General features: G+C 65.3%; 21 protein-coding genes and 1 pseudogene. 14 read left to right on the top strand and 8 right to left on the bottom strand.

The features are described from left to right. Positions 1-351: hypothetical protein (locus CVM73_RS40675; RefSeq protein WP_208639211.1), on the top strand; the 351-nt coding region annotated here is incomplete at its 5' end. Positions 352-800: 449 nt separating this feature from the next. Here the strand turns inward: CVM73_RS40675 and CVM73_RS16215 are convergent. Beyond that, positions 801-1,592: a Crp/Fnr family transcriptional regulator gene (locus tag CVM73_RS16215; protein ID WP_100232943.1), complete on the bottom strand. Its 792-nt coding sequence runs from the start codon at positions 1,590-1,592 to the stop codon at positions 801-803. A gap of 303 nt (positions 1,593-1,895) precedes the next feature. Between CVM73_RS16215 and CVM73_RS16210 the strand changes: the two genes are divergently transcribed. The 3 genes from CVM73_RS16210 to CVM73_RS16200 are packed head-to-tail and all read left to right on the top strand — an operon-like array spanning position 1,896 to position 4,081. After that, a complete protein-coding gene (locus CVM73_RS16210; RefSeq protein ID WP_167406865.1) occupies positions 1,896-3,242 on the top strand; it encodes a hypothetical protein in 1,347 nt (448 codons plus the stop codon). 12 nt (positions 3,243-3,254) lie between these two features. Continuing rightward, positions 3,255-3,761 carry a DUF2249 domain-containing protein gene (locus CVM73_RS16205; RefSeq protein WP_100232942.1) on the top strand — a complete coding sequence of 169 codons (507 nt, stop codon included), beginning with the start codon at positions 3,255-3,257 and terminating at the stop codon, positions 3,759-3,761. Then, on the top strand, positions 3,758-4,081 hold the full coding sequence (locus tag CVM73_RS16200) for a metal-sulfur cluster assembly factor (RefSeq protein WP_100232941.1): 324 nt from the start codon (positions 3,758-3,760) through the stop codon (positions 4,079-4,081). Before CVM73_RS16205 ends, CVM73_RS16200 begins: the two co-directional genes overlap by 4 nt. 36 nt (positions 4,082-4,117) lie before the next feature. Here CVM73_RS16200 and CVM73_RS16195 read toward each other — a convergent pair whose 3' ends face one another. Together CVM73_RS16195 and CVM73_RS16190 are read right to left on the bottom strand one after the other, a co-directional pair. Further along, positions 4,118-4,714 carry a UbiX family flavin prenyltransferase gene (locus CVM73_RS16195; RefSeq protein WP_100232940.1) on the bottom strand — a complete coding sequence of 199 codons (597 nt, stop codon included), beginning with the start codon at positions 4,712-4,714 and terminating at the stop codon, positions 4,118-4,120. Then, the gene (locus tag CVM73_RS16190) at positions 4,711-6,228 is read right to left on the bottom strand and encodes a UbiD family decarboxylase (RefSeq protein ID WP_245452309.1); all 1,518 of its coding nucleotides are present in this window, start codon (positions 6,226-6,228) and stop codon (positions 4,711-4,713) included. The genes CVM73_RS16195 and CVM73_RS16190 overlap by 4 nt, the downstream gene beginning before the upstream one ends. Between CVM73_RS16190 and CVM73_RS40955 the strand changes: the two genes are divergently transcribed. From CVM73_RS40955 to CVM73_RS16155, 6 genes are all read left to right on the top strand, one after another. Continuing rightward, positions 6,118-6,345, top strand: a complete 228-nt coding sequence (locus CVM73_RS40955; RefSeq protein ID WP_245452310.1) for a hypothetical protein — start codon at positions 6,118-6,120, stop codon at positions 6,343-6,345. The genes CVM73_RS16190 and CVM73_RS40955 overlap by 111 nt on opposite strands. After that, positions 6,342-6,887, top strand: coding sequence for a ubiquinone anaerobic biosynthesis accessory factor UbiT (gene ubiT, locus CVM73_RS16185; RefSeq protein ID WP_100232938.1), 546 nt, complete (start codon positions 6,342-6,344; stop codon positions 6,885-6,887). Before CVM73_RS40955 ends, ubiT begins: the two co-directional genes overlap by 4 nt. Next, positions 6,887-7,864 (top strand): ubiquinone anaerobic biosynthesis protein UbiU, encoded by a 978-nt coding sequence (gene ubiU / locus CVM73_RS16180; RefSeq protein ID WP_167406873.1) that lies wholly within the window; start codon positions 6,887-6,889, stop codon positions 7,862-7,864. The genes ubiT and ubiU overlap by 1 nt, the downstream gene beginning before the upstream one ends. 25 nt (positions 7,865-7,889) lie before the next feature. Continuing rightward, complete coding sequence (gene ubiV, locus CVM73_RS16175; RefSeq protein ID WP_100232936.1) at positions 7,890-8,795, top strand: ubiquinone anaerobic biosynthesis protein UbiV; 906 nt, start codon at positions 7,890-7,892, stop codon at positions 8,793-8,795. A gap of 229 nt (positions 8,796-9,024) precedes the next feature. Then, complete coding sequence (locus tag CVM73_RS16165) at positions 9,025-9,219, top strand: hypothetical protein (protein WP_100232966.1); 195 nt, start codon at positions 9,025-9,027, stop codon at positions 9,217-9,219. Between the two features lie 471 nt (positions 9,220-9,690). Beyond that, complete coding sequence (locus CVM73_RS16155) at positions 9,691-12,012, top strand: molybdopterin guanine dinucleotide-containing S/N-oxide reductase (RefSeq protein WP_100232934.1); 2,322 nt, start codon at positions 9,691-9,693, stop codon at positions 12,010-12,012. A 164-nt stretch (positions 12,013-12,176) separates the two neighbouring features. On the opposite strand, the gene CVM73_RS16145 is transcribed toward CVM73_RS16155, so the two are convergent. From CVM73_RS16145 to CVM73_RS16135, 3 genes are all read right to left on the bottom strand, one after another. After that, positions 12,177-13,151, bottom strand: coding sequence for a helix-turn-helix domain-containing protein (locus tag CVM73_RS16145; protein ID WP_167406864.1), 975 nt, complete (start codon positions 13,149-13,151; stop codon positions 12,177-12,179). 213 nt (positions 13,152-13,364) lie between these two features. Beyond that, the gene (locus tag CVM73_RS16140; protein ID WP_100232932.1) at positions 13,365-14,072 is read right to left on the bottom strand and encodes a hypothetical protein; all 708 of its coding nucleotides are present in this window, start codon (positions 14,070-14,072) and stop codon (positions 13,365-13,367) included. 133 nt (positions 14,073-14,205) lie between these two features. Further along, positions 14,206-17,049, bottom strand: coding sequence for an ATP-binding protein (locus tag CVM73_RS16135; protein ID WP_100232931.1), 2,844 nt, complete (start codon positions 17,047-17,049; stop codon positions 14,206-14,208). 326 nt (positions 17,050-17,375) lie between these two features. Between CVM73_RS16135 and CVM73_RS40950 the strand changes: the two are divergent. From CVM73_RS40950 to msrA, 4 genes and pseudogenes are all read left to right on the top strand, one after another. Next, positions 17,376-17,622: pseudogene (locus tag CVM73_RS40950) on the top strand (histidine kinase dimerization/phosphoacceptor domain -containing protein); the annotation flags it as partial. Between the two features lie 63 nt (positions 17,623-17,685). Further along, positions 17,686-18,375, top strand: a complete 690-nt coding sequence (locus tag CVM73_RS16125) for a VOC family protein (protein ID WP_100232930.1) — start codon at positions 17,686-17,688, stop codon at positions 18,373-18,375. A gap of 167 nt (positions 18,376-18,542) precedes the next feature. After that, positions 18,543-18,965: an OsmC family protein gene (locus CVM73_RS16120; RefSeq protein ID WP_100232929.1), complete on the top strand. Its 423-nt coding sequence runs from the start codon at positions 18,543-18,545 to the stop codon at positions 18,963-18,965. Between the two features lie 137 nt (positions 18,966-19,102). Further along, on the top strand, positions 19,103-19,618 hold the full coding sequence (gene msrA, locus CVM73_RS16115) for a peptide-methionine (S)-S-oxide reductase MsrA (protein WP_100232928.1): 516 nt from the start codon (positions 19,103-19,105) through the stop codon (positions 19,616-19,618). A 23-nt stretch (positions 19,619-19,641) separates the two neighbouring features. Here msrA and CVM73_RS16110 read toward each other — a convergent pair whose 3' ends face one another. Both CVM73_RS16110 and CVM73_RS16105 read right to left on the bottom strand, forming a co-directional pair. Beyond that, the gene (locus tag CVM73_RS16110; protein ID WP_100232927.1) at positions 19,642-22,485 is read right to left on the bottom strand and encodes an ATP-binding protein; all 2,844 of its coding nucleotides are present in this window, start codon (positions 22,483-22,485) and stop codon (positions 19,642-19,644) included. Between the two features lie 257 nt (positions 22,486-22,742). Continuing rightward, positions 22,743-23,903 carry an MFS transporter gene (locus CVM73_RS16105; RefSeq protein ID WP_100232926.1) on the bottom strand — a complete coding sequence of 387 codons (1,161 nt, stop codon included), beginning with the start codon at positions 23,901-23,903 and terminating at the stop codon, positions 22,743-22,745. Between the last annotated feature and the right edge of the window lie 62 nt (positions 23,904-23,965).

Raw genomic sequence — 23,965 nt, 5'->3', positions numbered from 1 at the left:
GGTCATCAGGGGGTGGGGGAGCACCTGGCGGTCGCTCGGCTGGATCATCTCGCGCCGGAGGGACATCCGGCGGTGACGGCGGATCCGGTGGTGGTGGGTCTGGTGGTGGCGGAGGCAGCGCCAAAGGGCCTTTCGCAACCGGAGGCAGCTCTGGAATTCCAAGCGCAAATGGTGGGGTCGATTGCGCAGACGAAGAAAATGAGGAAAAGCGCAAGGCCGATTGCCCCGGAGCAAGCACTCGGATTTCGAGCGCAACCGAATCCGGCAGATAGGAGCCTTCTCAGCTCATGCGTGAACCTGTGGGCCGCCGTCCGACTTGGCAAGGCTAGGGTCTTCGCCCCGACGCGCTGAACGCCGGCCTAGCGGCTCCGTGATGCACCGGGGCAACGCATTTTGCGGAACGCAAGATGCCAACTGTTAGTGCGATTGTTGTTAGTGCGATTATCCTAGGATTGCATAATTTTCCCGACTCTGAGGAGTAGGCGAGTTCTCTCCAAGACCTCGATCAGGGGCGTATCATGAATACCCGCGTTCGAGCGGAGAATCCTTGTGCTCTGCTTCGAGAGCGACTCGAAGCGCTGGTCGCCCAGCTTGCGGAACTTGAGCATCTCAGAGAGCGGGTAGGTCGGGAGGAGACTTGCCAGCGCAAGCTGCGCAAGGCGGGCGGTCCCCATAGCCGAGCTCGTTCCAGCTTCACACCGGCAAAGCTCATGTCCGTGCTGCTTGCTCGCAATAAGCCGGGCTGTTGTAACGAGCATCCCAAGGCGAATGGATGACGGGATCGCGAAAGTGAACCGGCTCTACGAACCTGTCCCGGCTATTCGGCTACCAGGCGAGCGGGAGGCGCTCCGCGCCGGAGCTCCATGAGCGAGCCCGACCGCGCCGTGCGAGACGATCCGATCTATTCTGCGGCTCATGACCTTGTAGCACTCGCATGCGACGGCTTCGAGCCGCGGCCGATCAATCTCAAGCTGGCCGCGCCGATTGGATTTCAGCGCTCTTGAGGCCCGCATCGTGCTCACGACATGTGTCACGGTGGTGCGGCGGACGCCCAGCAATTCCGACAATGTCTCCTGGGTCAGCGGGAGGAGATCGCTGCCATTTGCCCGATCGTGAATGTGGAGCAGCCAGCGCGCCAGGCGGGCTTCGACGGAATGTAGTGCATTGCAGGCCGCCACGTGCTGAAGTTGCGTCAACAACGATCTCGTGAAGACCTGCACCATGGATGCGATTGGGGGGCTGCGATGTTGCGCTGCCAGGAAATGCGCGGGCGAGATCTGCAGCGCTGCCCCTGAGATGCGAACGACCGCCGTCGTGGGCGAGTGGGATGCGCCGAGCGCCGACATCAGACCCACAGCCCCCTCGTGGCCGAGTATCGCCGTGGCAACTGTCTGCCCGTTCGGCAGCTCCATGATAGTGGCGATCGCGCCGCTGAGGGGGAAGAGAAGATGTTCGATCCGATCGCCCGATCGGACGAGCACGGAATCGCGTTCGATCACGACTTTCCGCAGATGAGGCGCAAGCAAAGCAAAATCCGCCGGCGGTAACGCTGCTAACAATCGATTACCAACCCTGGTCGCGTGGTCCATCATGGGATTGACCCCCCGACGGATGCCCGGCGCTCGAACGCAAGCCGGTGTCGAGCTGCTCTGCAGACTCCCAGCTCAACAGCAAGCCAACTGGCTATCACAGATATGGTTCCCATGATGAACGGTAAGCATGCGGAGGCCGCCAAGCCGGCATGCGCGAGAACCAGAAGGATGCGTTGAACTCTGATCCGGGTGAAGCGCGAAAGGCGCGGGTGTTTGCGCCTCGACAAAGAGGTTGTGACCGCAGCTGCTTACCCTTTTCGAGCGCTGGCGCGCGATTGCGTGCAGGCGATGGGAAGCAAGCTGGTGATCGGAACCAACCTCTGTAAATGGACCGTCAGCTACTTCGCGCTCGCAGTCGTGTGGCTGCTGCTCGCGGAGATCTTGATGGCTACCGGATTCGGCTTTCCGCATGATGACATCGGCGGACCGGACACGCTCGTCATCGTCCATATGGTTTGCGTCGGCTGGTTAAGCACGGTCGTGTGCGGCGCGCTGTTCCAGTTCGTGCCGGTGCTGGTCGCAAGGCCGCTCTATGCGGAGTGCTGGACGCTGCCGGCTCTGGCACTGCTGACGATTGGGCTGACTGTCCTGCTCACAGGCTTTCTGGCTCTCGGCGGCCACTTCAACGGGCCGCGCTGGCTGCTTCCGGTCGGCGGGGGCCTGCTGATTGCTGGCTTCGCGTTGGTCGTTGCCAATCTCGGCATGACGCTCTGGTCGGCCCGACCGCTGCCGGCGCCTGCGCGGTTCGTCGCAGTCGGGCTCGCCTGCATCTGTGTGACGGCGGCCTTCGGCGGCATGTTCGCGCTGGTGCTGTCCGGGACGCACCTCGGTGCGCAATGGCCGGACCTGTTGGTATCGGGCGTTCCGATCCACGCGATTGCGGGGCTCGGCGGGTGGCTGACGTTCACGGCCATGGGCGTCAGCTATCGCCTGCTTGCAATGTTCATGCTCGCGCCCGATGGCGATCCGAAGCTGGGCCGGCTTGCCTGGCGTGGCGGAGCCGCCGCGCTGGCGGTCGGCGTCGTCGGTGGCGTGCTTGCACTCCGGCGCGCGACCGGACTGAACCTGGTGCTTCTGCTTGCAGGAGCTGCGGCCCTCCTCTCGCTGGTCGCCTATGGCCGGGACGTGCTCGGCCTGTACAGGACCCGCAAGCGCCGCGCGCTCGAGCTCAACACGCGCATGAGCCTCCTTTCGCTGGGGAGCATTGCCGCGGTCGCGATCCTTGGCGCCGCGTTCGTTACGACCGGTTCTTTACAGTCACATGCCGGAGCGCTCGCCTTTCTCGTCGCGTTCGGCTGGCTCACCGGCCTCGTGCTGGCCAATCTCTACAAGATCGTCCCGTTCCTGACCTGGCTTGAGACCTACGGTCCGGTGATGGGCAGAGCGCCGACGCCGCGCGTGCAGGATCTCGTCGCCGAACATCGTGCGTCAAAATGGTTCGTTCTGTTCTTTGCCGGGACTTGGGCGGCCACGTTGATGCTGTTGTTCGACGCCGCACTCGGCTTCCGCATTGCCATCGCGGCAGTGGCGCTTGCGACGTTCGGCCTCGTTGAGGAGCTCGTCAGGGCCAGGCGGCTTGCGGATGTGGCGGAGCCGCTGCGCCTGCCGGCGGGAGCAGCCGTGCCGCGTCTTCTGGTCTTGCGCAACTGAAAGGAGACTGCATTGACCGAATTCATCGACGTCGACGTCCGGCCCATTTTGCGCGCAGGCGGCGAGCCGTTCTCGATCATCATGGCCGCGCTCGAGCGGCTGGGGCCTGGGGAAGGCCTGCGACTTCTTGCCCCGTTCAAGCCGGTGCCTCTGTTCGACGTCATGGCGAGCAAGGGCTTTGCACATCGCGAGGCCGAGCTCGAAGGCGGCGAATGGGAGATCCGGTTCATGCCGGACGATGGCTCGCTCGCGGCGGCCGAGCCCGCGCCCGCTGCGATGAGCGACGATTGGCCTGAGCCCGCCGTTCATCTCGACAACCGCGACCTTGATCCGCCGGAGCCGATGGTTCGGATTCTGGCGTCGGTGGAGCGGCTTGCGCCCGGGCAGACGCTCTCCGCCTTGCTCAGTCGTGAACCGGTCTTCCTGTTTCGGGAGCTGGCCAAGCGCGGCCATCAATGGCGCGGCGGCTTCACACCGCAAAGGGACGCCTATCAATTGACGGTGAGGGTGCTCGCATGACGGCCAAAGACGATGATCTCGTGGTCCGGATAAAGCAGGCACTGAAGGTCGTGATCGATCCGGAGCTCGGGCACAACATCGTCGATCTCGGCTTCATCTATGATGTGTCGGTCGATGACGGCGTCGCCCACATCACCATGACGGCGACGACGCGAGGTTGTCCCGCCGCGTCCTTTCTCAGGGAGGGCGTCGCCAACAGCGCGTGTCTCGTTCCGGGTGTGGACTCGGTCGACGTCACCATGACGTTCGAGCCGCCTTGGCATCCCTCGATGATCTCGCCGGGCGTCAAGGCCTCGCTCGGCTTTGCCGAGGTGAATTGACCCAGCGAGGCGGCCTTGATCGAAGCCGCTCCGCGTCTACACGCCTTCGAAGCCCGGGCCGGACCAGATTTTCGCCGGTGTGCGCAGGTCTGTCAGGTCGAGCAGGTTGATCGCCCGTGCGGCGATCTGATCGATCACCTCATTCAGCGACTGTGGTCCCAGATAGAAGGCCGGCATCGGCGGGGCAATGATCGCGCCGATCTCGGTCGCCTGCAGCATCGCGCGCAAATGGCCGAGATGCAGCGGGCTCTCGCGAACGAGCAACACCAGCCGGCGACGTTCCTTGAGCTGCACGTCGGCCGCACGCGTCAGAAGGTTGTCGAGCTGTCCCCAGGCGATGGCCGAGAGCGTACGGATCGAGCACGGCGCCACGATCATGCCCGCGATCGGATCCGAGCCGCTGGCGATCGAGGCGCCGATATTCGAATGAGGATGGTGGCGGAAGGCGATCGCGCGCAGCCGCGCCAGCGCCTCGCGACCCACTTCTTCGTTCAGCGTACGCTCGGCCGCTGGCGAAACCACCAGGTGCACGGCATAGTGTGGATTGTCCGCCAACAGCTCGACGATGCGAACGCCGATCGCAGCGCCCGAGGCGCCGCTGATGCCGACGATGATGCCTTGCCGCCCGCTCATGTGAAGACTGCGGCGCGTGCCGGCACCTCGGAAAGGGCGAGGCTCGACCACATCGCGTCGATACGCGCGACCACGGCAGGATCCATGGCCAGCGGAACGCCCCAATCCCGATCCGTCTCCGGTGCAATCTTCGTGGTGGCGTCGATGCCGAGCTTGCCGCCGAGCCCCGATTTCGGCGAGGCGAAGTCGAGATAGTCGATCGGCGTGTCGGTGAGCGTCACGAGATCGCGCGAGGAATCGCTGCGCGTGGACACCGCCCACATCACGGCGCGCCAATCGCGAATGTCGATGTCGTCGTCGACCACGATCAGGAGCTTTGTGTAGGTGAACTGCGGCAGCATCGACCACAGGCCCAGCATCAGCCGCCGCGCCTGGCCGGGATAGCGCTTCCTGATCGCCGCGACCGCGACGCGGTAGGAGCAGGCCTCCGGCGGCAGCCAGCAATCCGTCACCTCGGGGAATTGTTGCCGGATGAGCGGCACGAATAGGCGGTTGAGCGCCTCGCCGATCCGCGACGGCTCGTCCGGCGGCCGGCCCGTGAAGGTCGAGAGATAGATGGGCTGGTTTCGGCTGGTGATCGCCGTCACGCGCATCACGGGGAATTCCTCGACAGAATTGTAATACCCGGTGTGATCGCCATACGGACCCTCCGGCGCGGTTTCGGTCGCCGAGACGAAGCCTTCGATGACGATTTCGGCCTCGGCCGGTATCGCGAGCGGGACAGTGAGGCATGGCGCCAGGTCGGGCCGTTCGCCGCGCAGGATTCCGGCGAAGCGCAGCTCGGACAGCGTCTCGGGCAGCGGCATCACTGCGGCAAGGATCGTGGCGGGATCGGCTCCGATGACGATCGCGACCGGCATGTCGCGTCCGATCGCCTTCCATTGCTGGGGGTGGCGGGCACCGCCGCGATGGGCGAGCCAGCGGATGATGACGCGGTCGCGACCGAGCACTTGCATGCGGTAGACGCCGACATTTTCATCCTGGTCGGCCGCAGCCGAGTCGGGCGGCACGGTGATCACGAGCGGCCAGGTGATCAGCGGCGCCGGCTCGCCGGGCCAGCAGATCTGTATCGGCAGGCTTGCGAGATCGATGTCGGGGCCCATCGTGACGCAGTCCTGGACCGGGGCCGCCGCGCGCGTCCGGGGGCGCATCGCCAGCGCGGCGCGCGCGAGCGGGAGCTTGTCCCAGGCATCCCTGATGCCGTTCGGCGGTCGCGGCGCGCGCAGTTCGGCCATCAGCGCGCCAAGCTCCTCGAGACGGTCGGGCGCGATGCCCATTCCCCATGCGATCCGCTCCACAGTCCCAAACAGATTGGTGAGGAGCGGCATATCCGACGGATGACCATCGGCCTTGACGGGCTGCTCGAATAATAGTGCCGGTCCGTGTTCCCTAAGCACACGCCGGTGGATTTCCGTGATCTCGTGGACAACGGAGACTTTCTCGCGAATGCGTCGCAACTGCCCCCGGCTTTCGATGAAGTGCAGGAAGTCGGACAAGCCGCGAAAGCGGGGCAGATCACGTTGCAACTGAACCAGCTCCTCAAAAAAGCAGAGCTAGCCGGGTTGATTTCGGTGTTCATTGTTCCGGCTCAAATACAGCTGCGTGCAATCCGTCCAGATGTGGAGCCATGAATGATCCATCCGCCGCATCGCCCGGCCCGTTGCCGACGATTCCGCCGCTCCTCGCGTTCGCCATGCGTCCGCTGCCGCTGCTGCCGCTGCAGCTCGTTCTTGCCGCCGTTCTGCAACGGATCCATCGACACAACCCGGCAATGTTCGACCGGCTCGGCGACCACGCTCGGGCGCGGTTCGGTATCAAGCCGACCGATCTGCCGTTCGCTTTCGTGGTCGAGGCGAGGTCGCCGCGCCTGTCCGTCGTGCGCGACCTGCCGCGAGGTCTGGATGCGCGGATCTCGGCCTCGCTGGCCAATCTCCTGGCTCTGCTCGAGGGCCGGGTCGATGGCGATGCCTTGATGTTCTCGCGCGAGCTCGTCGTCGAGGGCGATGTCGAGGCGGTGCTCGCGCTGCGCAATGCGATCGACGACGCCCAGCTCGATCTCGCCACTGAACTGTCCGCGCTGTTTGGTCCGCTGGGCGCGCCGGCGAAACGCGCCTTTGAGGCCGCCCGCGGCCGCGTGATCGGTTCACCGGGGCAAGGCGAGCAATTGAGATGATGGAATTGATCTGTCCAGCGGGGACGCCGGCGGCGTTGAAGAGCGCGATTGATGCCGGCGCCGACGCGATCTATTGCGGCTTCAACGACGAAACCAACGCGCGCAACTTTCCGGGGCTGAACTTCAGCCGCGACGAGCTGCGCAAGGGAATCGCGCTGGCGCATGCCCGCGGCGCGAAGATCCTGGTGGCCATCAATACCTTCCCGCGCGCCTCCGCCGTCGAGATCTGGCAGCGTGCGGTGGACGATGCGGTGAGCGCCGGAGCCGATGCGCTGATTCTCGCCGACATCGGATTGATGGATTACGCGGCGAGGCGTCATCCGAACCAACGCCTGCACGTCTCGGTTCAGGCCGCGGCCGCAAATCCGGATGCGATCGCCTTCTACGCCGAGACATTCGGGGCGCGGCGCGTCGTGCTACCGCGTGTCCTGAGCGTGCCGGAGATCGCCGAGATCACCCGGGAGTCGGCCTGCGAGACCGAGGTCTTCGTGTTCGGCGGCCTCTGCGTGATGGCCGAGGGGCGCTGCTCACTGTCGTCCTATGCGACCGGCAAGTCGCCGAACATGCAGGGCGTCTGTTCGCCCCCAAGCCATGTCGCCTACGAACAAACCACGGAGGGTACGACGTCGAGGTTGGGCGGCTTCACCATCAACCGGTTCGGGGCGAGTGAGCCTGCGGGCTATCCGACGCTGTGCAAGGGGCGCTTCTCGACCGCACAGGGCGCTGGCTACATCTTTGAGGATCCCGTCAGCCTGGATGCGACGACGCTGCTCAAAGGCTTGCGTGATGCCGGGGTGACCGCGCTCAAGATCGAAGGCCGGCAACGCGGCCGCGCCTATGTCGAAAGCGTGGTGCGTCATTTTCGTCATGCGCTCGCGGCGCTCGGGAGCGGAAGCGAGGCCGATATTGCGAGCCTGAAGCCGTTCACCGAAGGGCAGGCCTCCACGCTCGGCGCCTATCGCAAGACCTGGCGCTAGTCTTCCAAACATGTGAGGTCCGGCGATGCAACTCAGTCTCGGTCCAGTTCTGTACAATTGGGCGCCGGAGCGCTGGCGCGATTTCTATTTCCGTATCGCCGACGAAGCGCCGGTCGACGTCGTATCGGTCGGTGAGATCGTCTGCTCGAAGCGCTCGCCGTTTTTCGCGCCCCACCTGCCGGCCGTGGTCGAGCGGCTGCAGAACGCGGGCAAGCAGGTCCTGCTGGGCTCGCTGATCCTGGTCTCGCTGCGGCGCGAGCGCCGCCAGACCGAAGAGCTCGCGGCGGCCGAGGGCGTCTTGGTCGAGGTGAATGATCTGACCTGTCTCAGGGTGCTCGCGGGCCGGCCGCACGCCATCGGGCCCTTCGTCAACATCTACAACGAGGCGAGCGCGGCCTTCCACGCCGCGCGCGGGGCGCGGCGCATCTGCCTGCCGCCGGAGCTGCCGCTGGCCTCCGTGGCGACGATCGCGAGAGCTGTTCCTGATGTCACGATCGAGCTGTTTGCGTTCGGCAGGGTGCCGCTGGCCATCTCCGCCCGCTGCTATCACGCGCGCCTTCACAAGCTCGCCAAGGACAATTGCCGCTTCGTCTGTGAGAAGGACCCGGACGGCCTGCTCCTGAACACGCTGGAGCAGCAGGATTTCCTGGCCGTCAACGGCGTGCAGACCCTGTCTCATAGCTGCGCCAATTTGCTGGGCGATGCCGGCATATTGCGCGAGAGTAACGTCGGCTCGCTGCGCCTGTCGCCGCAGGATTGCGACATGGTCGCAGTCGCCAGGACCTTTCGCGACGTATTGGACGGTCGTCACGACGTCGCTGGCGGTCACCGCCGCCTTGCTGCGGCCTATCCGGGTGTGCCGTTCTCGAACGGGTTCCTGTGGGCGGAGCCGGGGCACGTCTATCGTGGTGCCCGACCAGGAGCCGCGTGAGGCTCAGCGTCGCAAACTCGCGGCGGCCTATGTCATGCTGGCCGATCCGCTATCGAGCTACACCTCGGGGGGCAACGCTTCCCGTCACCGGTTGTAAGCCGTTCATGTGATCGGATGTTCCCGTCAGCAACGGAGAATGAGAATCGTCGCAAGGATCGCGGCGCCGCTATGGCAGTGGAACGCCGTGCGGCCGCCGCTGTTCCATTCCCGTGCAGATCAGGAGAGCCTAATGAGCGATGCAGTGGATCATCTTGCGGGCCTGCTCGGACGTGCGGCGATGGAGGTGTGGGGCGACATGCCTCGCGACATCCAGGAAGCGTTGTTCGAGACCGCCATGAAGGGACGTGCGACGGAGCGTGAGGAGCTCGCACGGTTGCTGCACGAGCGCCATCCGCGCACGCTGCATCCGGCCCGACCGGGATGACGCAGCCGGCGGGAACGATCGCGCGAGCTCCTGATTGGTGAATCGTCCGGCGCGCCGCCGGACGGCCTAATGAGGCTGCAGCAGGCGCATCGCCGAGCCGTGATCAAATCTGTGAGCCGACCGACGTGACTGAGATGAATATCGGAAAATGGTACGACCCGATCTCGGAGCGGTGGATCGTGCCTCGTGAAACACCCGCCATCGCTGCGTGTGATCGGTCAAGCGCGGAGAAGGCGCCGGAGACCCACAAGAGGGAAGAGGCGCAGCGGATCTGGGAGCTGCTGGTCGATTGCTGCGCACGCGGATGATGCGGGTGCAGGTCGTTGCCGCCGACGCTCGGTGTCCAGCACCCCTGAGGCTGGCTTTGCGCGGGGCAGGCAAGCGTTTCCGTCAACGCTGATCTCGACGACGTCCGGAGCGGATCGGTATATTACCACTCCATTGCCGACGCCGCCGGAACAAGGATCAGAGATGGACGATACGATTGGCTTTCCCGACCCCGGTCTCGACCTGTCGGACGGCTTCAAGCCGCACACCTCGCATTGGGGCGTGTTCTCCGCGCGTCAGGGCGCGGCTGGGCTCGAGGTCAGGGCCTATGCGGGTGACCCCGATCCGAACGGCATCATCGACAATTTTCCCGGCGCGCTTCGCCACCAGGCGCGCATCGCCCAGCCGGCGGTTCGCCGCGGCTGGCTGGAGCGTGGGCCGGGCCCCGACGATCGCCGCGGTCGCGACGAGTTCGTCTCCGTCAGCTGGGAGAAGGCGCTCGACCTCCTCGGCGACGAGCTCGGCCGCATCCGCGACACGCGCGGACCCGGCGCCGTGTTCGGCGGCTCCTATGGTTGGTCGAGTGCCGGCCGCTTCCATCACGCCCAGAGCCAGGTGCATCGCTTCCTCAACATCGCGATGGGCGGCTATGTGCGCTCGGTCAACACCTATTCGTCCGGCGCGTCTTCGGTGCTGCTGCCGCAGATCCTGGCCGGCTACGAGGATATCACCAAGCGCAACGTCACCTGGGAGCAGATCGCCGATCACACCGAGATCGTGCTGGCGTTCGGCGGCATGGCGCTGAAGAACTCCATGGTGGCCGGCGGCTCGATCAGCAAGCATGTCGAGCGCGGCGCCATGGCGGCCGCGCGCCGGCGCGGCTGCGAGTTCGTCCTGGTCAGCCCGCTGCGCGACGATCTGCCGGTCGAGGCCGGCGCCGAATGGATGACCTGCGTGCCCGGCACCGATACTGCGCTGATGCTCGGCATCGTCCATACGCTGGTCAGTGAGAACCTGCACGACCAGGCCTTCCTCGATCGCTACACCGAGGGTTGGCCAGTCTTCCTGCGCTATCTCAACGGCGAGAGCGACGGGCAAGCCAAGCACGCAGAATGGGCCGCCGCGATCTGCGGCGTCGAGGCGGATGCGATCCGTAAGCTGGCGCGGCGCGTCGCCGGAAGGCGCGCGCTCATCACGGTCTCCCATTCGCTGCAGCGCGCCGAGCATGGCGAGCAGCCGGTGTGGATGGGCATGGTGCTGGCGGCAGCTCTCGGCCAGATCGGTCTTCCCGGCGGCGGCTACGCCTATTCGCTGGGTGCGATCGGCTATTACGGCCGCCGCGTCAACGACGTGCCGGGGCCGACGCTGGGGCAGGGCCGCAACGGCGTTGCCGATTTCATCCCAGTGGCGCGCATCGCCGACATGCTGCTCAATCCCGGCACCACGTATCGTTACAATGGTGAGACACGCACCTATCCGGACGTTCGCCTGGTCTACTGGGCGGGCGGCAATCCGTTCCATCACCACCAGGACATCAACCGCCTGCGCAAGGCATTCGCGCAAGTCGACACATTCGTCGTGCACGAGCTCGCCTGGACCGCCACCGCCCGTCACGCCGACATCGTGCTGCCCTCGACCATGACGCTGGAGCGCGAGGACATCGGCTATTCCAGCAACGATCCCCTCATGGTCGCCATGCACCAGATCGCTGAGCCGTTCGGGCTGGCGCGTGACGATTACGAGATCTTCGCCGATCTCGCCGAACGTCTCGGGGCGCGCGAACCCTTCACTGAAGGACGCACGTCGCGGCAGTGGCTGGAACATCTCTATGAGCCGACCCGCGCCTCGCTTGCCAAGCGTGGCCTGGAGGCGCCGAGCTTCGACGAGTTCTGGGCGCGCGGCAGCCTGGTCGTGCCGCAACAGCCCGATGACGGCGGACGTCTGCGCCGCTTCCGCGAGGATCCCGTCAATCACGCTCTGCCGACGCCGAGCGGGCGGATCGAGATCTTCTCGGCCAAGATCGCGGGTCATGGCGATGCGGATTGTCCTGGCCATCCGGTCTGGCTCGACAAGACCGATAGGCCCAAGCCGGGGACACCGTGCTTCCTCGTCGCCAACCAACCGGTGACGCGCCTGCACAGCCAGCTCGATTTCGGCGGACATTCGCTTGCCGCGAAGCATCGCGGCCGCGAGGTCGCGCGCATGAACCCGGTTGATTCGGACGCGCGCGGCATCAAGGACGGCGACATCATCCGCCTGTTCAACGAGCGCGGTGCGTGCCTTGCCGCGGTCCACGTCACCAACGGCATCGCGCCCGGCGTGGTCCAGCTTCCGACCGGCGCCTGGTACGATCCGATGGATCCCGAGGACGAGGCGCCGCTCTGCGTTCACGGCAATCCGAACGTGCTCACCCGCGACGTCGGCACCTCATCCCTGGCGCAGGGCTGCACCGGCCAGTTGACGACCGTCGAGGTGGAGAAGTTCACCGGCAATCTGCCGCCGATCCGCGCGTTCGATCCGGTGTAGGATTTGGCTTGAGGTGCGAGCCCCGGACGCAGCGCAACGTCTCTTCGACGGTGCGCTGCAGAGCCGGGGCCCATCTCACCGCGCGCTACCGTATCGCCTTCTGTTGGGTCCCGGCTCTGCGCCGCAACGCTCGCGCGTTGCAGCTTGTCCGGGACACGAGGACACTACGCGGCGGCGCTGGCGAACCAATCCCGCTCCGAAGACGCACGCCGCCTCGGCCGCGCTTCGGCCTCGAGCTGTCCGCCCGCGTTGGCGAGGCGCCAGCGCGCCGGAGATTGACCGCTGATGCGCTTGAAGACGGTCGAAAAATGCGCCTGCGTGCTGAAGCCAACGGCAAGCGCGATCTCCGCCAAAGGCCGCTCGGTGGTCGCGAGCAGCCCCTTCGCATGCTCGACCCGCTGCGTGAGGAGATATTCGCGCGGACGGTAACCAGTCGCGGCGCGGAATTGTGCCGCAAAGTGCATCCTGGACAGGCCGGCGACATTGGCGAGCTCGGACAGGCTGATGCAGCGGTCGAAATGATCGGCAATGTACTGCTCGACGCGCCGCAGCCGCCATTTCGGCAAGGCATTGACCTTGACGCGCGGCAGCTCGATCCGGGTGAGATGCATCGCCAGGGTCTGGCCGATGCAGCGCGTGAACTGCCGGTCCGCGGCGTCACCATGTTCGATCAGCGCCTTGGCGAGCTCCGCAGCGAGCGGGTCGCGCAACAGCACGAGGTCATTCAGTCCGTCGGCATGTGCCGGAAGATGATCCGTGGAGATGTGGACGTGCAGGAAGGCACACGGCGACTGGAATTGTGCGCCGAGAGGCTGCGCCGGCGCGGTGACATACAGCGACCCCGCCGGCATGGTGCCTTCGAAGATGATCCGGCCGTTCCGTGTCAGCTTCGCGCGCGTGGTCTTCAGGGCAATGCCGACGAAATAGCGATCCTTCGGCGTCGTCGTCTCCTGCGATGAGGTGCTCCGCGGGTCATCCCATCGCGAGATCGTGATGCCCTCATTCGCTGGCTCCGGCGCGCGATCGATCCGACGCCATTGGCTCTCCCGGGGAATTGCCTGTGTTGCGCGAATCTCGTGATCCCGCGGGGCAACCGGAAAATCAATCCAGGCGTGCGCCGCGTGCAAGTTGCTCGACATCGTTCGTCCTCTCCGGGCTTCGCCGCCGTTTGCAACGACCGGCAAACGCGCAAACCCAATGCTTTCCATGCTGAGAGGATAGACGTGAGCTGGCCAGGACGCCCGTTAGTGGTGATTAGGATCTGTTAGATTTTGTGGGTGTGCATCGGGTGTGACAGCTCGTCGCAGGAGCGCAGCTTCGACGCTCGCAAATCCGATACCCTCGAGTCAGCATTACTCGAAGTCGGCGTCGAAGATCTCGACGTCCATCAGCACGGGCTTAGCGATCACCGTTCCGTCAGGCTGCAGCGTCTGCGCACGCCGAAGCGTCGGCACAACGATGCCGCCGAAGCTGTCATGAGCCCACGAGTAGTGGGCGACCTTGGTCCCGAAGAGATCGTGGTCCGTCCGCCGTTGCAGGGCGCTCTCGTCGAAATAGAAGATCTGTTCAGGCGCGAGCGTGATGAGGTGCGAGGGGAATTGCGCCCGCAGCCGCCGCCACGTCTCAGTGCCCTCGCGCCAGGGCGGCAGCTCCTCCACCACGACATCGGGATGGGCGAGCAGGAATGGGTTGGTCAGACAGCTCCAGATCGCGACGCCGCAGAAGAAGACAAGATGTAGTTCGTCCGCAAGCGTTGGGACCCCCACCTCGGGAAACGCAAGGCTCGGGTTGGGCCAGCTCCGCAGGACTTCACCATCCAGGCTCTCGATCGTGATCGCGTCGGGTTGAAAGGAGCCGGAGTGCTCGCCTCCGGTGATGCCCGTGAACCGGAGCGACTGTGTGCGAGTCGAGCCTTCCGCCGTCACGTCCTTGAATTCCCGGGCATGTCCGGCGCTGGAGAACAGCGATCCGCCGACGGACAGGTGGAGCGTAAACCGGTTCAAGCTGTTCCAGCGGGCCAAGCCGCCACTGGCATCGAGTACGTCGTCAAGAAGCGCCATGTCCCGCCATTTCCAGCATCGCCATATCCACCATGAAGTGTCGCCACCATGGCGGGGCGTATGCGGCTTGGCGTGTTAGAAGTTGTTAGGAGTTGCGAGCGGGTACTTTGGCGGTATGCCGTTGAAGATGCTGTCAATTCAGGGTGCCCAGCAGCTCCCTTGCGGCGACCAGATCGCGGGTCTGGAGCCCCTCTTGGTAGCGCGCGATGAGCGGAGCGAGCAGATCGCGTGCGTCGCCGGTTTTTCCGGCCTGGCGCCAGATGCGGCCGAGGCTGATCGCACCGCGTAGCTCCCAGCCGACCGCGCATTGTCGTTGCGACAGGTCGAGCGATTTGCGCAAGCAGCTCTCGGCCTCCACAGCCTTGCCCGACCGGGCGAGGATGTCGCCCTTGACCCTGAGCATCTCCGGCATGTCGAAGGACTCCCCATGATCGGGAATCTGGGCGATCGCCTCGTTGATCGTCTGCAACGCCTCGTCGGGCTGATTCTGGGAAACGAGACCCTCCGCGAGCGTCGTCGCGAATACGGTCGTCATGATCCGGTGCCGTGTCGCGTACAGCGTGGCCTGACTGCGGCGAAGGTGCTCGATCCCTCCGGCAACGTCACCGCGGCGCAGCAGCAGCTCGCCCTTCTGGCCGATGCCGACCGCGTGATAGGGGCCGAGGAAGTGCCGCGCCGAATGATCGATCAGCCGCTCGATCAGAAGTTCGGCGTTATCCCAGTCGCCGACCCAGAGGAACACGTAAATCGTCCAGATCAGGGAGATGCCGAGGGTGAGCGGCTGTTCGAGCAGCTCGGCCTCGCGAACCGTATATTTCGCCGCCTCGATCGCCCGCTCGGGACGGCCGGTGAGCCAGAGCCCGCGCGCCAGCGCCACCAGCGCGACGATGCGGTCGTCATAGCCGAGATGCCCGATATTTTGCCGTTGCGAGCCGGGATTGTGCACCATCGCGCTCTCGCAGAACTGGACCGCCTTGTCCTGGTTGCCGATCAGATGATGCGCGACGCCAAGCATCCATTCGACGTTCAGCGTGGCTGCGGGATCGTTCAGCTTTCGCGCGACGCTCTCGCCCTGTTCGCCGGTTCCGAGCGCGCCGTGAAAATCTCCGACCCTGGTCAGATAGATGTGCAATCCGCGCAACAGCCAGAGCTGCCAGTGCAGGTCCTCGAGCTCCCGGGCCAGCTGGAGACTGCGCGTGAACGCCGACCGGACCGCTTCGGTATTGCCCTGCGTGAACATCACGGAGACGCCGAGCGCGGCCTGCAAGGTCATCTCCTTCCGGCTGTCCACGGCGCTCGTATCGCGTGACGCCAGCGCCTGCTGGGTCCAGCGGTAGCATTCCGTCAGCAAGGTCAGTTCGAGGAAGAACTGCGCCGCCGAGGCCGCCAGATCCACGCCGAGCGTCCGATCGCCGCGGTCCGAAAAGCTGAAGGTCAGCGCGGCCCTGACATTCGGCAAATGGTCGGCATGGGGAAGGAAGCCGCCCGTGCTTTGCATGCCCGTGGATTTGAGGGCAATGTCGTGCAGGAAGTCGCGGAAATATTCGGCATGGGCGCGCGCGACGCGGTCCGCTTCCCCGTTCTCGACGAGCTTGTCCGCAACGAAGGCGCGGGTGGTATCGAGCAGACGATAGCGCAGCCGCCGCTCCGCAGGCGAGGTCGCGATCAGGGATTTGGAGAGCAGATTCGAGACCGCCTCGACCGCTTCGGGCTCGCTGATCCCCTGGCAGGACGCGACGGCCAGCGCGGCCTCCAGCGTGAACGGCCCGACGAACACCGACAATCCGCGCAGCATCGCGCTTTCGGCCGGCGGCAGCAGGTCATAGCTCCAGGCCAGCGCCGCGCTCAAGGTCTGGTGCCGCGGAATCGCGGTGCGCCGTCCCCGCCACAGCAGCGAGAAGCGGCTGTCCAGCAGCGAGGCGGTCCCGGCAATGCCATAGGCGTTGACACGTCCGGCCGCGAGCTCGATCGCGAGCGCAATGCCGTCCAGTCGGCGGCAGATCTCGGCAACAAGCGGGGCATCCTCCTCGCGAAGCTCGAATTCGCTCAAGCTCTCGGCAATGCGTTCCACGAAGAGTTGGCTTGCGGGATAGGCAAGGATGTCGGCGATGCCGAGCCCCTCGCGCTGCGGCGGGCAATCCAGCGGAAACAGCCGATGGACGCGTTCGCCTTCGGCGCGAAAGGATTCGCGGCTGGTGGCTAAGATATGCAGCTGTGGCGCCTCGCGGACGAGGCGCTCGGCCACAGGAGCGAGTTCGTCGAGCACGTGCTCGCAACTGTCGAACACCAGCAGTATCCGCCGGCTGCGCAGGACCGTCAGCAGGCCCGGGATCGGGTCCTCGGAACTGACCGTCAGGCCGAGCGCAGCGGCAATCGTTCCGGGGACGAGCCGGGCATCGGCCAGCGCGCCGAAATCGACGAAACACACTTGGCCTTCGAAGGCCGCAAGCTCGCCCTGCGCGACGGCGAGTGCGACCGACGTCTTGCCGATCCCGCCGGGGCCGACAATCGTGACGAAGCGATGCTCGGCAAGTTCAATGGAAATCCTCTCGACCGCATCGTCCCTGCCGATCATCTTCGCGAGCGGCGAAGGCAGCGAGCGCGGCGAAGCGGCGGACGGACTGGTCCGGCCCTCCGATGCCGCAGGCCGGAGCAGCGGAGCCGCGAAACAATAGCCGCGTCCCGGGACGTTGACGACGTAGCGGGAGCTTTCGCCGGCATCGCCCAAAGCCTTGCGCAGCGTCGTGATGTGGAAGCGCAGGCTGCCTTCGTCGACGTTCACGTCGGCCCAGATGCGTTTGATCAGCTCCCGCTTGTCAACGACCTCGCCGGCGCGCTCGGTGAGAAAAATGAGGATGTCGAGCGCACGGCCGCCGAGGTGAAGCGGCGTGCCGTCCTTCTCGAGCAGCCGCGATTTCGCGAATAAGCGGAACGGCCCGAACGAAATGACCGAGTCCTGCTCGTTAGTGTCCGGCACGGGCCAATGATTCCAATGAATGGGCTGAAGTTTGCACTTTGATCTACCAGATCGAGACATCCAGTAAACTGGCCGAAAGTGGCGAAATCGCGTGGCTACGCCCGTGCATATCGACAAGTCCATCGCAAATTTTGCTTAAACGCGAGCGGTTTGCGCCGCGGCCGCGACAATTCGTCAGCGTGCCTGACCGTCGAGCCATGGTGTCTGCCGCGAGATCGCTTGCCCCGCCGATCATAACAGAATCTTGCAACGTCTAACGGGCAAAACGCGCGCGCCTCATCCAGTATAGCCTTCGCGTTAGATCCTATTCCAACGAGGCGGCTATGATGTCCGGTATCGGCGCTCGGCCGAACGACCGTGTCGTTCGACCTCAGTTCGTTGCCAGTCTCGATGATCGATCGCGTGATTGGGAGCTCGTGCTGCGGGAGTCCCACCATCACATGAAGAACACGCTGACGCTGCTGGGTGCGTCAGTCCGTCGCGACTTCACGTGCGGCTACGAGGGACGTGTCGCTGGCGGTGGACCGGCTCGAGCGGCGCATCGTCGCCTTCGGCGGGCTCTATCAGCTCCTGTGACCATCGTAATGCCGGCCGTTGCATGAAGGACAGCCTCAACTCACACCACGGGAGTTCGACATGACCACCATCGAAATCGACCGCGAAACCGGGACCAAGCCCTCGACATCGCGCAGCGCTGATATGAAGTTCGAAGTCGTCGTCATTCCGGTGTCCGACGTGGATCGCGCCAAGGCGTTCTACGCGCGCCTTGGCTGGCGGCTCGACGCCGATTTCACCTCGGGCAACGACTGGCGCGTCATCCAGTTCACGCCGCCCGGCTCGGCCTGCTCGGTGATCTTCGGCAGGAACGTGACGGCCGCAGCGCCCGGCTCGGCGCGAGGCCTGTACCTGATCGTCCCCGATCTGGAGGCAGCCCGGCAGGACCTGCTCGACCGCGGCGTCGCGGTCAGCGCGCCATTCCACGGTGCCGGCGACGTTCATACAGGGCCCGATGAGCCCTATCTGTTCGGCAGCGTTCGGGTCGGCGGTGTCGACCCGAAACGCGGCAGCTACAGCTCATTCGCCTCGTTCAGCGATCCCGACGGGAATGGCTGGCTGTTCCAGGAGGTCACGACACGGTTGCCCGGGCGCATCGCGGCAGGCGACACGACATTCGCATCGCAAACTGATCTCGCCGCGGCGCTGCGCCGCGCCTCCGTGGCCCATGGCGAGCACGAGAAGCGCATCGGCGGTCACGACGAGAACTGGGCGGACTGGTACGCCGACTACATCGTGCGTGAGCAGGCCGGCCAGGAGCTGCCAACCTGAAGCAACTGCATTCTCGGAGAGCCGGCTCGGCTTCCACGTGGGGGAGATCGGGACCTGACGGAACCGCTGCAGCGCTCGATCGGTTGGGAGCACGATAGGCGGTCGTGCCAATGTCGCTTTCCTCCGGTACCGAGCGCCAGTGCTGAAATCAAACAAGGAGAACTGAAATGATCCGCAAGGCAACAGCAGTCTGGAAGGGCACTGGTCGCGATGGCACGGGCCAGCTGTCGAGCGAATCCGGCGTGCTTGCCGGCACGCCCTATTCGTTCAAGACCCGCTTCGAGAGCGAGAAGGGGACCAATCCCGAGGAATTGATCGCCGCAGCCCATGCCGGCTGCTTCACCATGGCGTTGGCCTTCGGCCTTCAGATGGCAGGATTCACGCCGGATGAGCTTTCGACGGAAGCAGCCGTCACGCTCGAGCCCGAGGGCAAGGGATTCAAGATCAGCAAATCCGCGCTGACCCTGCGCGCTAAGGTGCCGAACCTGGATGAAGCTGGTTTCGCCCGCCTCGCCGGCGAGGCCGAGAAGAACTGCCCGGTCTCGAAGGTGCTCAACGCCGCGATCACGCTCGACGCCAAGCTGGTTTAGCGGTGATCGCTTTGGGTCCATCCGGTTCTAGGAACCGGGTGGACACGCGTGCAATGCGTGGCTTTCGGCCGGGCGGCCGAAAGCCTATATGATCGACCGATGCAGAACGGACAACGCGATCAATTGGGAGCGGACAGATGACGACAGAGCGCGCAGTTTTGGCCGGAGGCTGCTTCTGGGGCATGCAGGACCTGATCCGGAAGCAGCCGGGCGTGATCTCCACCCGCGTTGGTTACACCGGTGGGCACGTGAAGAACGCCACCTACCGCAATCACGAAGGCCATGCCGAAGCGATCGAGATCATGTTCGATCCCGCCAAGACCAGCTTCCGCACCATGCTGGAGTTCTTCTTCCAGATCCATGATCCCACCACGCTCAATCGCCAAGGCAATGATCTCGGCACCAGCTACCGATCGGCGATCTTCTACACGAGCGAGGAGCAGAAGCGGATCGCCGAAGACACCATTGCCGACGTCGAGGCGTCTGGCCTGTGGCCCGGCAAAGTGGTGACCGAGGTCGCGCCCGCAGCCGAGTTTTGGGAAGCCGAGCCCGAGCATCAGGATTATCTCGAACGTTATCCTGACGGCTACACCTGCCACTTCATCCGGCCCGACTGGCAGCTGCCGCGGCGCGCGGCTGCGGTTGGAGGTTAGCGCGCATCAGTGCCGGTGCGCGGTCAGTTCCGGAGTTGCACCATCAACGCGCGCGCGGTGCGCATGTCGGCGATTTCGGCGCCCTCCGTGAGTGATCCGGAGGCATTCTTCAGAACCGCCAGAGCGTCCGCATTCCGGCCGGCCCCCATCTTGAGCCGCGCGAGGCTGATCGCGCAGCGCAACTCCCAGAAGCGCGCACCCTGCCGGCCGGCAATCTCCATGGCCTCGCGAAAGCGTGGCTCGGCGTCCTCCGAATGCCGCGCGCTCCCGAGCATCAACTCTCCCTTGATACGGATCAGTTCCGGCAGATACCAGAGCTCCTGCCGGTCGTTGCAGCGGGTCAGGACGTCCTCGATGACGTCGAGGCCGCGGTCGAACTGGTCGGCTTCGCCAAAGCACGCCGCCAGTTCGCCAAGCAGCGGAAGAAAGCGCGGCAGGAAGCGCGCATCGCCGGCGCGATTGAGTTCTTCGCGCAGCAGCGGCAGGCCGATCGCGACGTCGCCGCGCTTGGCGACGACTGCCGCATTGAAGGCCCTTGCCCACAGGCCCCACAGCCGGATCGCGTGCCGCTCGGTGTGCTCGAGCAGCTCGCTGCCGTGGCGTCCCGCGGCGTCGAGATCGCCGGCCCAGAAGGCGATCGGGCAGGCGGCCTGTCCCAGCACGCTGCAGAAGGTCAGGGCGTGGCCGTTGGCCCGGCCCTCCTCGATGTTTCTTGCCGCCAGCGCCTGGGCCTGGTCGGCGAGACCCTGCAGCCACAGGATGCGCGCCCGGAAATATTGCGTCGAGATCCTGAGATCGAGCGGGAAGATCTTCGGCTTCTCCGCTAGCACGTGCAGCGATGCATTGACCCGGTCGATGCGCTGCCGCGCGTCGTTCTGGTCGCCGAGATAGTGCAGCGCGACGGCCATCAGCCGGTCGCCCAGCATGAGGTCGGTCTTATCAGGGGAGTTCGCGGCCGCGCCCGCAAAACGATCGGCGAACGCACGGGCCTTGCCGAACTGCCCATTGTTGAACTGGTCGATGCACAGGCCCCACAGCGCGCGCAGGCGGAAATCCTTGTCGTCGAGCCTGTCCGCCAGCGCGAGAGTCGTCTCCAGGATCGGGCGCGCCTCGCGCGCGCGGCCCTCGCCATACATCAGTGACCAGCCGAGCGCCGACAGCAGCTGCATGCGGATGCGATCGTCGCCGTCGGTGTCTCCGAGCGCTGCAAGCGCCGTTCTGGTGCGTTCGCGGCATTCGGCGAACAACGAAAGGCGCACCCACAGCGTGACCGCGGCCGCAGTCAGCGCGACACCGAGCCTTGCGTCGCCGTCGGGCGCGAAGGCCCAATCCAGCGCCGCGCGCACATTGTCGAGCTCGCCCGCATAGATGCTCAGCCATTCGGGCAGCGGTGTCGATGTATCGGCCTCCGCGTGCTCGAAGAAATCTCGAAAATGTTCGGCATGGCGCCGCGCGAACTGCCTGAGTTCACCGAGCTCGTTCAGCTTTCCGAGCGCGTAGGCGCGCGTGGTGTCGAGCAGGCGATAGCGCAGCGCCCGCGAACCGGATGGCGAGATCAGCGATTTGGTGACCAGGCTGTCGATGGCTTCCAAAGTCTCCGAGGTGCTGAGGCCATCGCCGGATGCGACCGCGGCGGCGGCCTCCGGCGCGAACGGTCCGGCAAACACCGACAGTCGCCGCAAGGTGGCGCTTTCCGCCGGAGGCAGCAGGTCGTAGCTCCAGTCGAGGGCCGCGGCGAGCGTCTGGTGCCGCGGCACGGCCGTGCGCCGCCCCCGCCATTGCAGCGAAAAGCGGCTGTCGAGCAGGGAGGCCGTGCCGGCGATGCCGTACGCATTGACACGGCCCGCCGCGAGCTCGATCGCCAGCGCAATGCCGTCGAGGCGCCGGCAGATGTTCGCCACCAGCGGCGCCTCTTCGGCGCTGAGCTGGAACGGACCCGAGCTCTGCGCGATGCGTTCGACGAAGAGCTGAGCCGCGGGGTAGGCGAGGACCTCGGCGACATCGAGGCTCTCCCGCTCCGGCGGACAATCCAGCGGGAACAGCCGAAAGATCCGCTCGCCTTCGCTGCGGAACGACTCGCGACTGGTCGCGAGAACGCGAAGCTGCGGTGCTTCGCGAACGATGCGTTCGACGAATGGAGCCAGCGTGTCCAGCACATGCTCGCAACTGTCGAAGATCAGCAGGATCGGTCCGGTCCTCAGGAATGTCAGAATGGCCGGCGTCGGGTCCTCCGCGCTGACGGTCAGTCCGAGGACCGAGGCGATGGTGGTCGTGACATGGCCGGCGTCCCGGAGCGGACCGAAATCGACGAAGAAGACGCGTCCGCCGAAATCCGCCGAGCGGCGATGCCCGACCGTGACGGCGACGGCCGTCTTGCCGATGCCGCCCGGGCCGACCACCGTCATGAAGCGATGCAGCGTCAATCCGGTTGAAATCTTTTCGATCACCTCCTCTCGTCCGATCATCTTTGCAAGCTGAGCAGGCAGGGAGCGAGGGGTGACGATTTCGGCTGAGGTTGAGGGGACCGGCGGAGCCGCTTGAGCGAACGGTGCGACAAAGCAATAGCCGCGGCCAGGCACATTGAGGACATAACGGGCCGACTTGCCGGTATCGCCGAGCGCCTTGCGCAGCGCTGCGACGTGGAAGCGCAGACTGCCCTCGTCGACATTCACGTCGGCCCAGATACGCTTGACCAGCTCCCTCTTGTCGATGACTTCACCGGGGCGCTCGGCAAGCAAGATCAGAATATCGAGCGCGCGGCCGCCGATATGAAGCGGCGCCCCCTCCTTCTCCAGGAGCCGGGACTTTGGAAACAGCCGAAATGGCCCGAATGAAATGTGCGAGTCGTGATTACTTTGAGCTGGCACGTGCCATTGCCCCCTCGACGGGAGTCAAAAGGTATTTCGTTGTGGTCTAGCAGAACGACGCGTCCAGTAAACTGGCCGAAAGCCGCATGGCAGACAGACTGGCACAGATGGCCTGGGCTTGCTTCGGCCCGCCGAAATAGTGCCTGTGAAAGAAGGGTTTAGGTTGGCATGCCAAAGACGATGGCCTGGGCTCGCGCCCTCGCATGGGACCATTGCGGCTCCTGGCCTTTCCGTCCGTAAATTCGGCGCAAGGCCGCTCACGCATCGACGTGCGACATCTGGCGCTGCTCCGCCGTGACGATCCTCGCCGACAGTGTGACGAGACCCATCAATGCGGCCAGCAGCCAAAATGCCATCGGCAATCCGCCAAGACTTGCGACGAAGCCCACGCCGGCAGGGCCGATCAGGACCCCTGCGTAGCCCGCGGTCGTGATCGCCGCGACCGCAAGCCCGGTGGACATCACCGTTTGTCGCGCCGCCCGCCGAAACAGCACCGGCACGAGATTTGACGCGCCGAGCCCGATCAGCAGGAATCCGCCGAGGGCGATCGCCGCAACGGGCGCTGTGAGCAGGACCACAAAACCCGCGATCGCTATGAGGCTGCCCCAGAGCAATGTCGTGCGGTCCCCGATACGCGCAACGACGGCGTCGCCGCCGAGCCGGCCGATGGTCATCGCGATGGAGAACACGATGTAGCCGGCTCCGCCTTGCGCCTCGGTGACGAGCCCTGCGCCGATCACGAGCAGCGCGCCCCAATCGAGCATCGCGCCTTCGACCAGGAAGGTAATGGCGCCGAGCAGTGCGAGCAGCAGCACCGATCCGTGCGGCAGCACGAACAGTGGACCATCCTGCACCTGCACCGAGCGAAGCAGGCGCGGCCAGGTCACGAACATCGCGATCAGCATCAGCACGGAGCAAATCAGCGTGCAGGCGAGGGCACCGAGTTGCAGCGAGAGAAGCGCCGTCATCAGCGCGGATCCGGCGAAGCCGCCGATGCTGAACAGGGCGTGGAAGCCGGACATCAGCGGGTGACCCGCGGCGCGCTCCACTTCCACGGCGTGGATGTTCATGGCGACGTCGATCGAGCCGAGCGCGGCGCCGAACGCAAAGAGCGCCAGCGCCAGCGATGGGGGCGAGCTTGCGATCGCAAGCAGCGGCAGGACCAGCGTGAGACCGAGCCCGCCTGTGATGATGATCGGCCTGCTGCCGTAGCGCGCGCTGAGAACGCCGGTCAGCAGCATCGCGACGACCGAGCCGATGCCGAGGCTGAGCAGGAGCAGCCCGAGGACCCCGTCGTCGACGGCGAGCCGTGCTTTCGCGAACGGCACCAGCGGCGCCCAGCACGCGATGCCAAAGCCCGCGACGAGGAAGGCAAGCCGGGTCGCAAGGCGGGTCGCCGGCCGGTCGGCAGAAGACATGAGAACTCCGGGGAAGCAGGGGCGGGCGGGGCGGCCGACAAGCCCTTCGATTGCCGCGACTT

Origin of the sequence: Bradyrhizobium forestalis, from assembly GCF_002795245.1 — a bacterium.
Lineage (GTDB): Bacteria > Pseudomonadota > Alphaproteobacteria > Rhizobiales > Xanthobacteraceae > Bradyrhizobium > Bradyrhizobium forestalis.
This window is presented reverse-complemented; position numbering and strand designations above follow the sequence as displayed.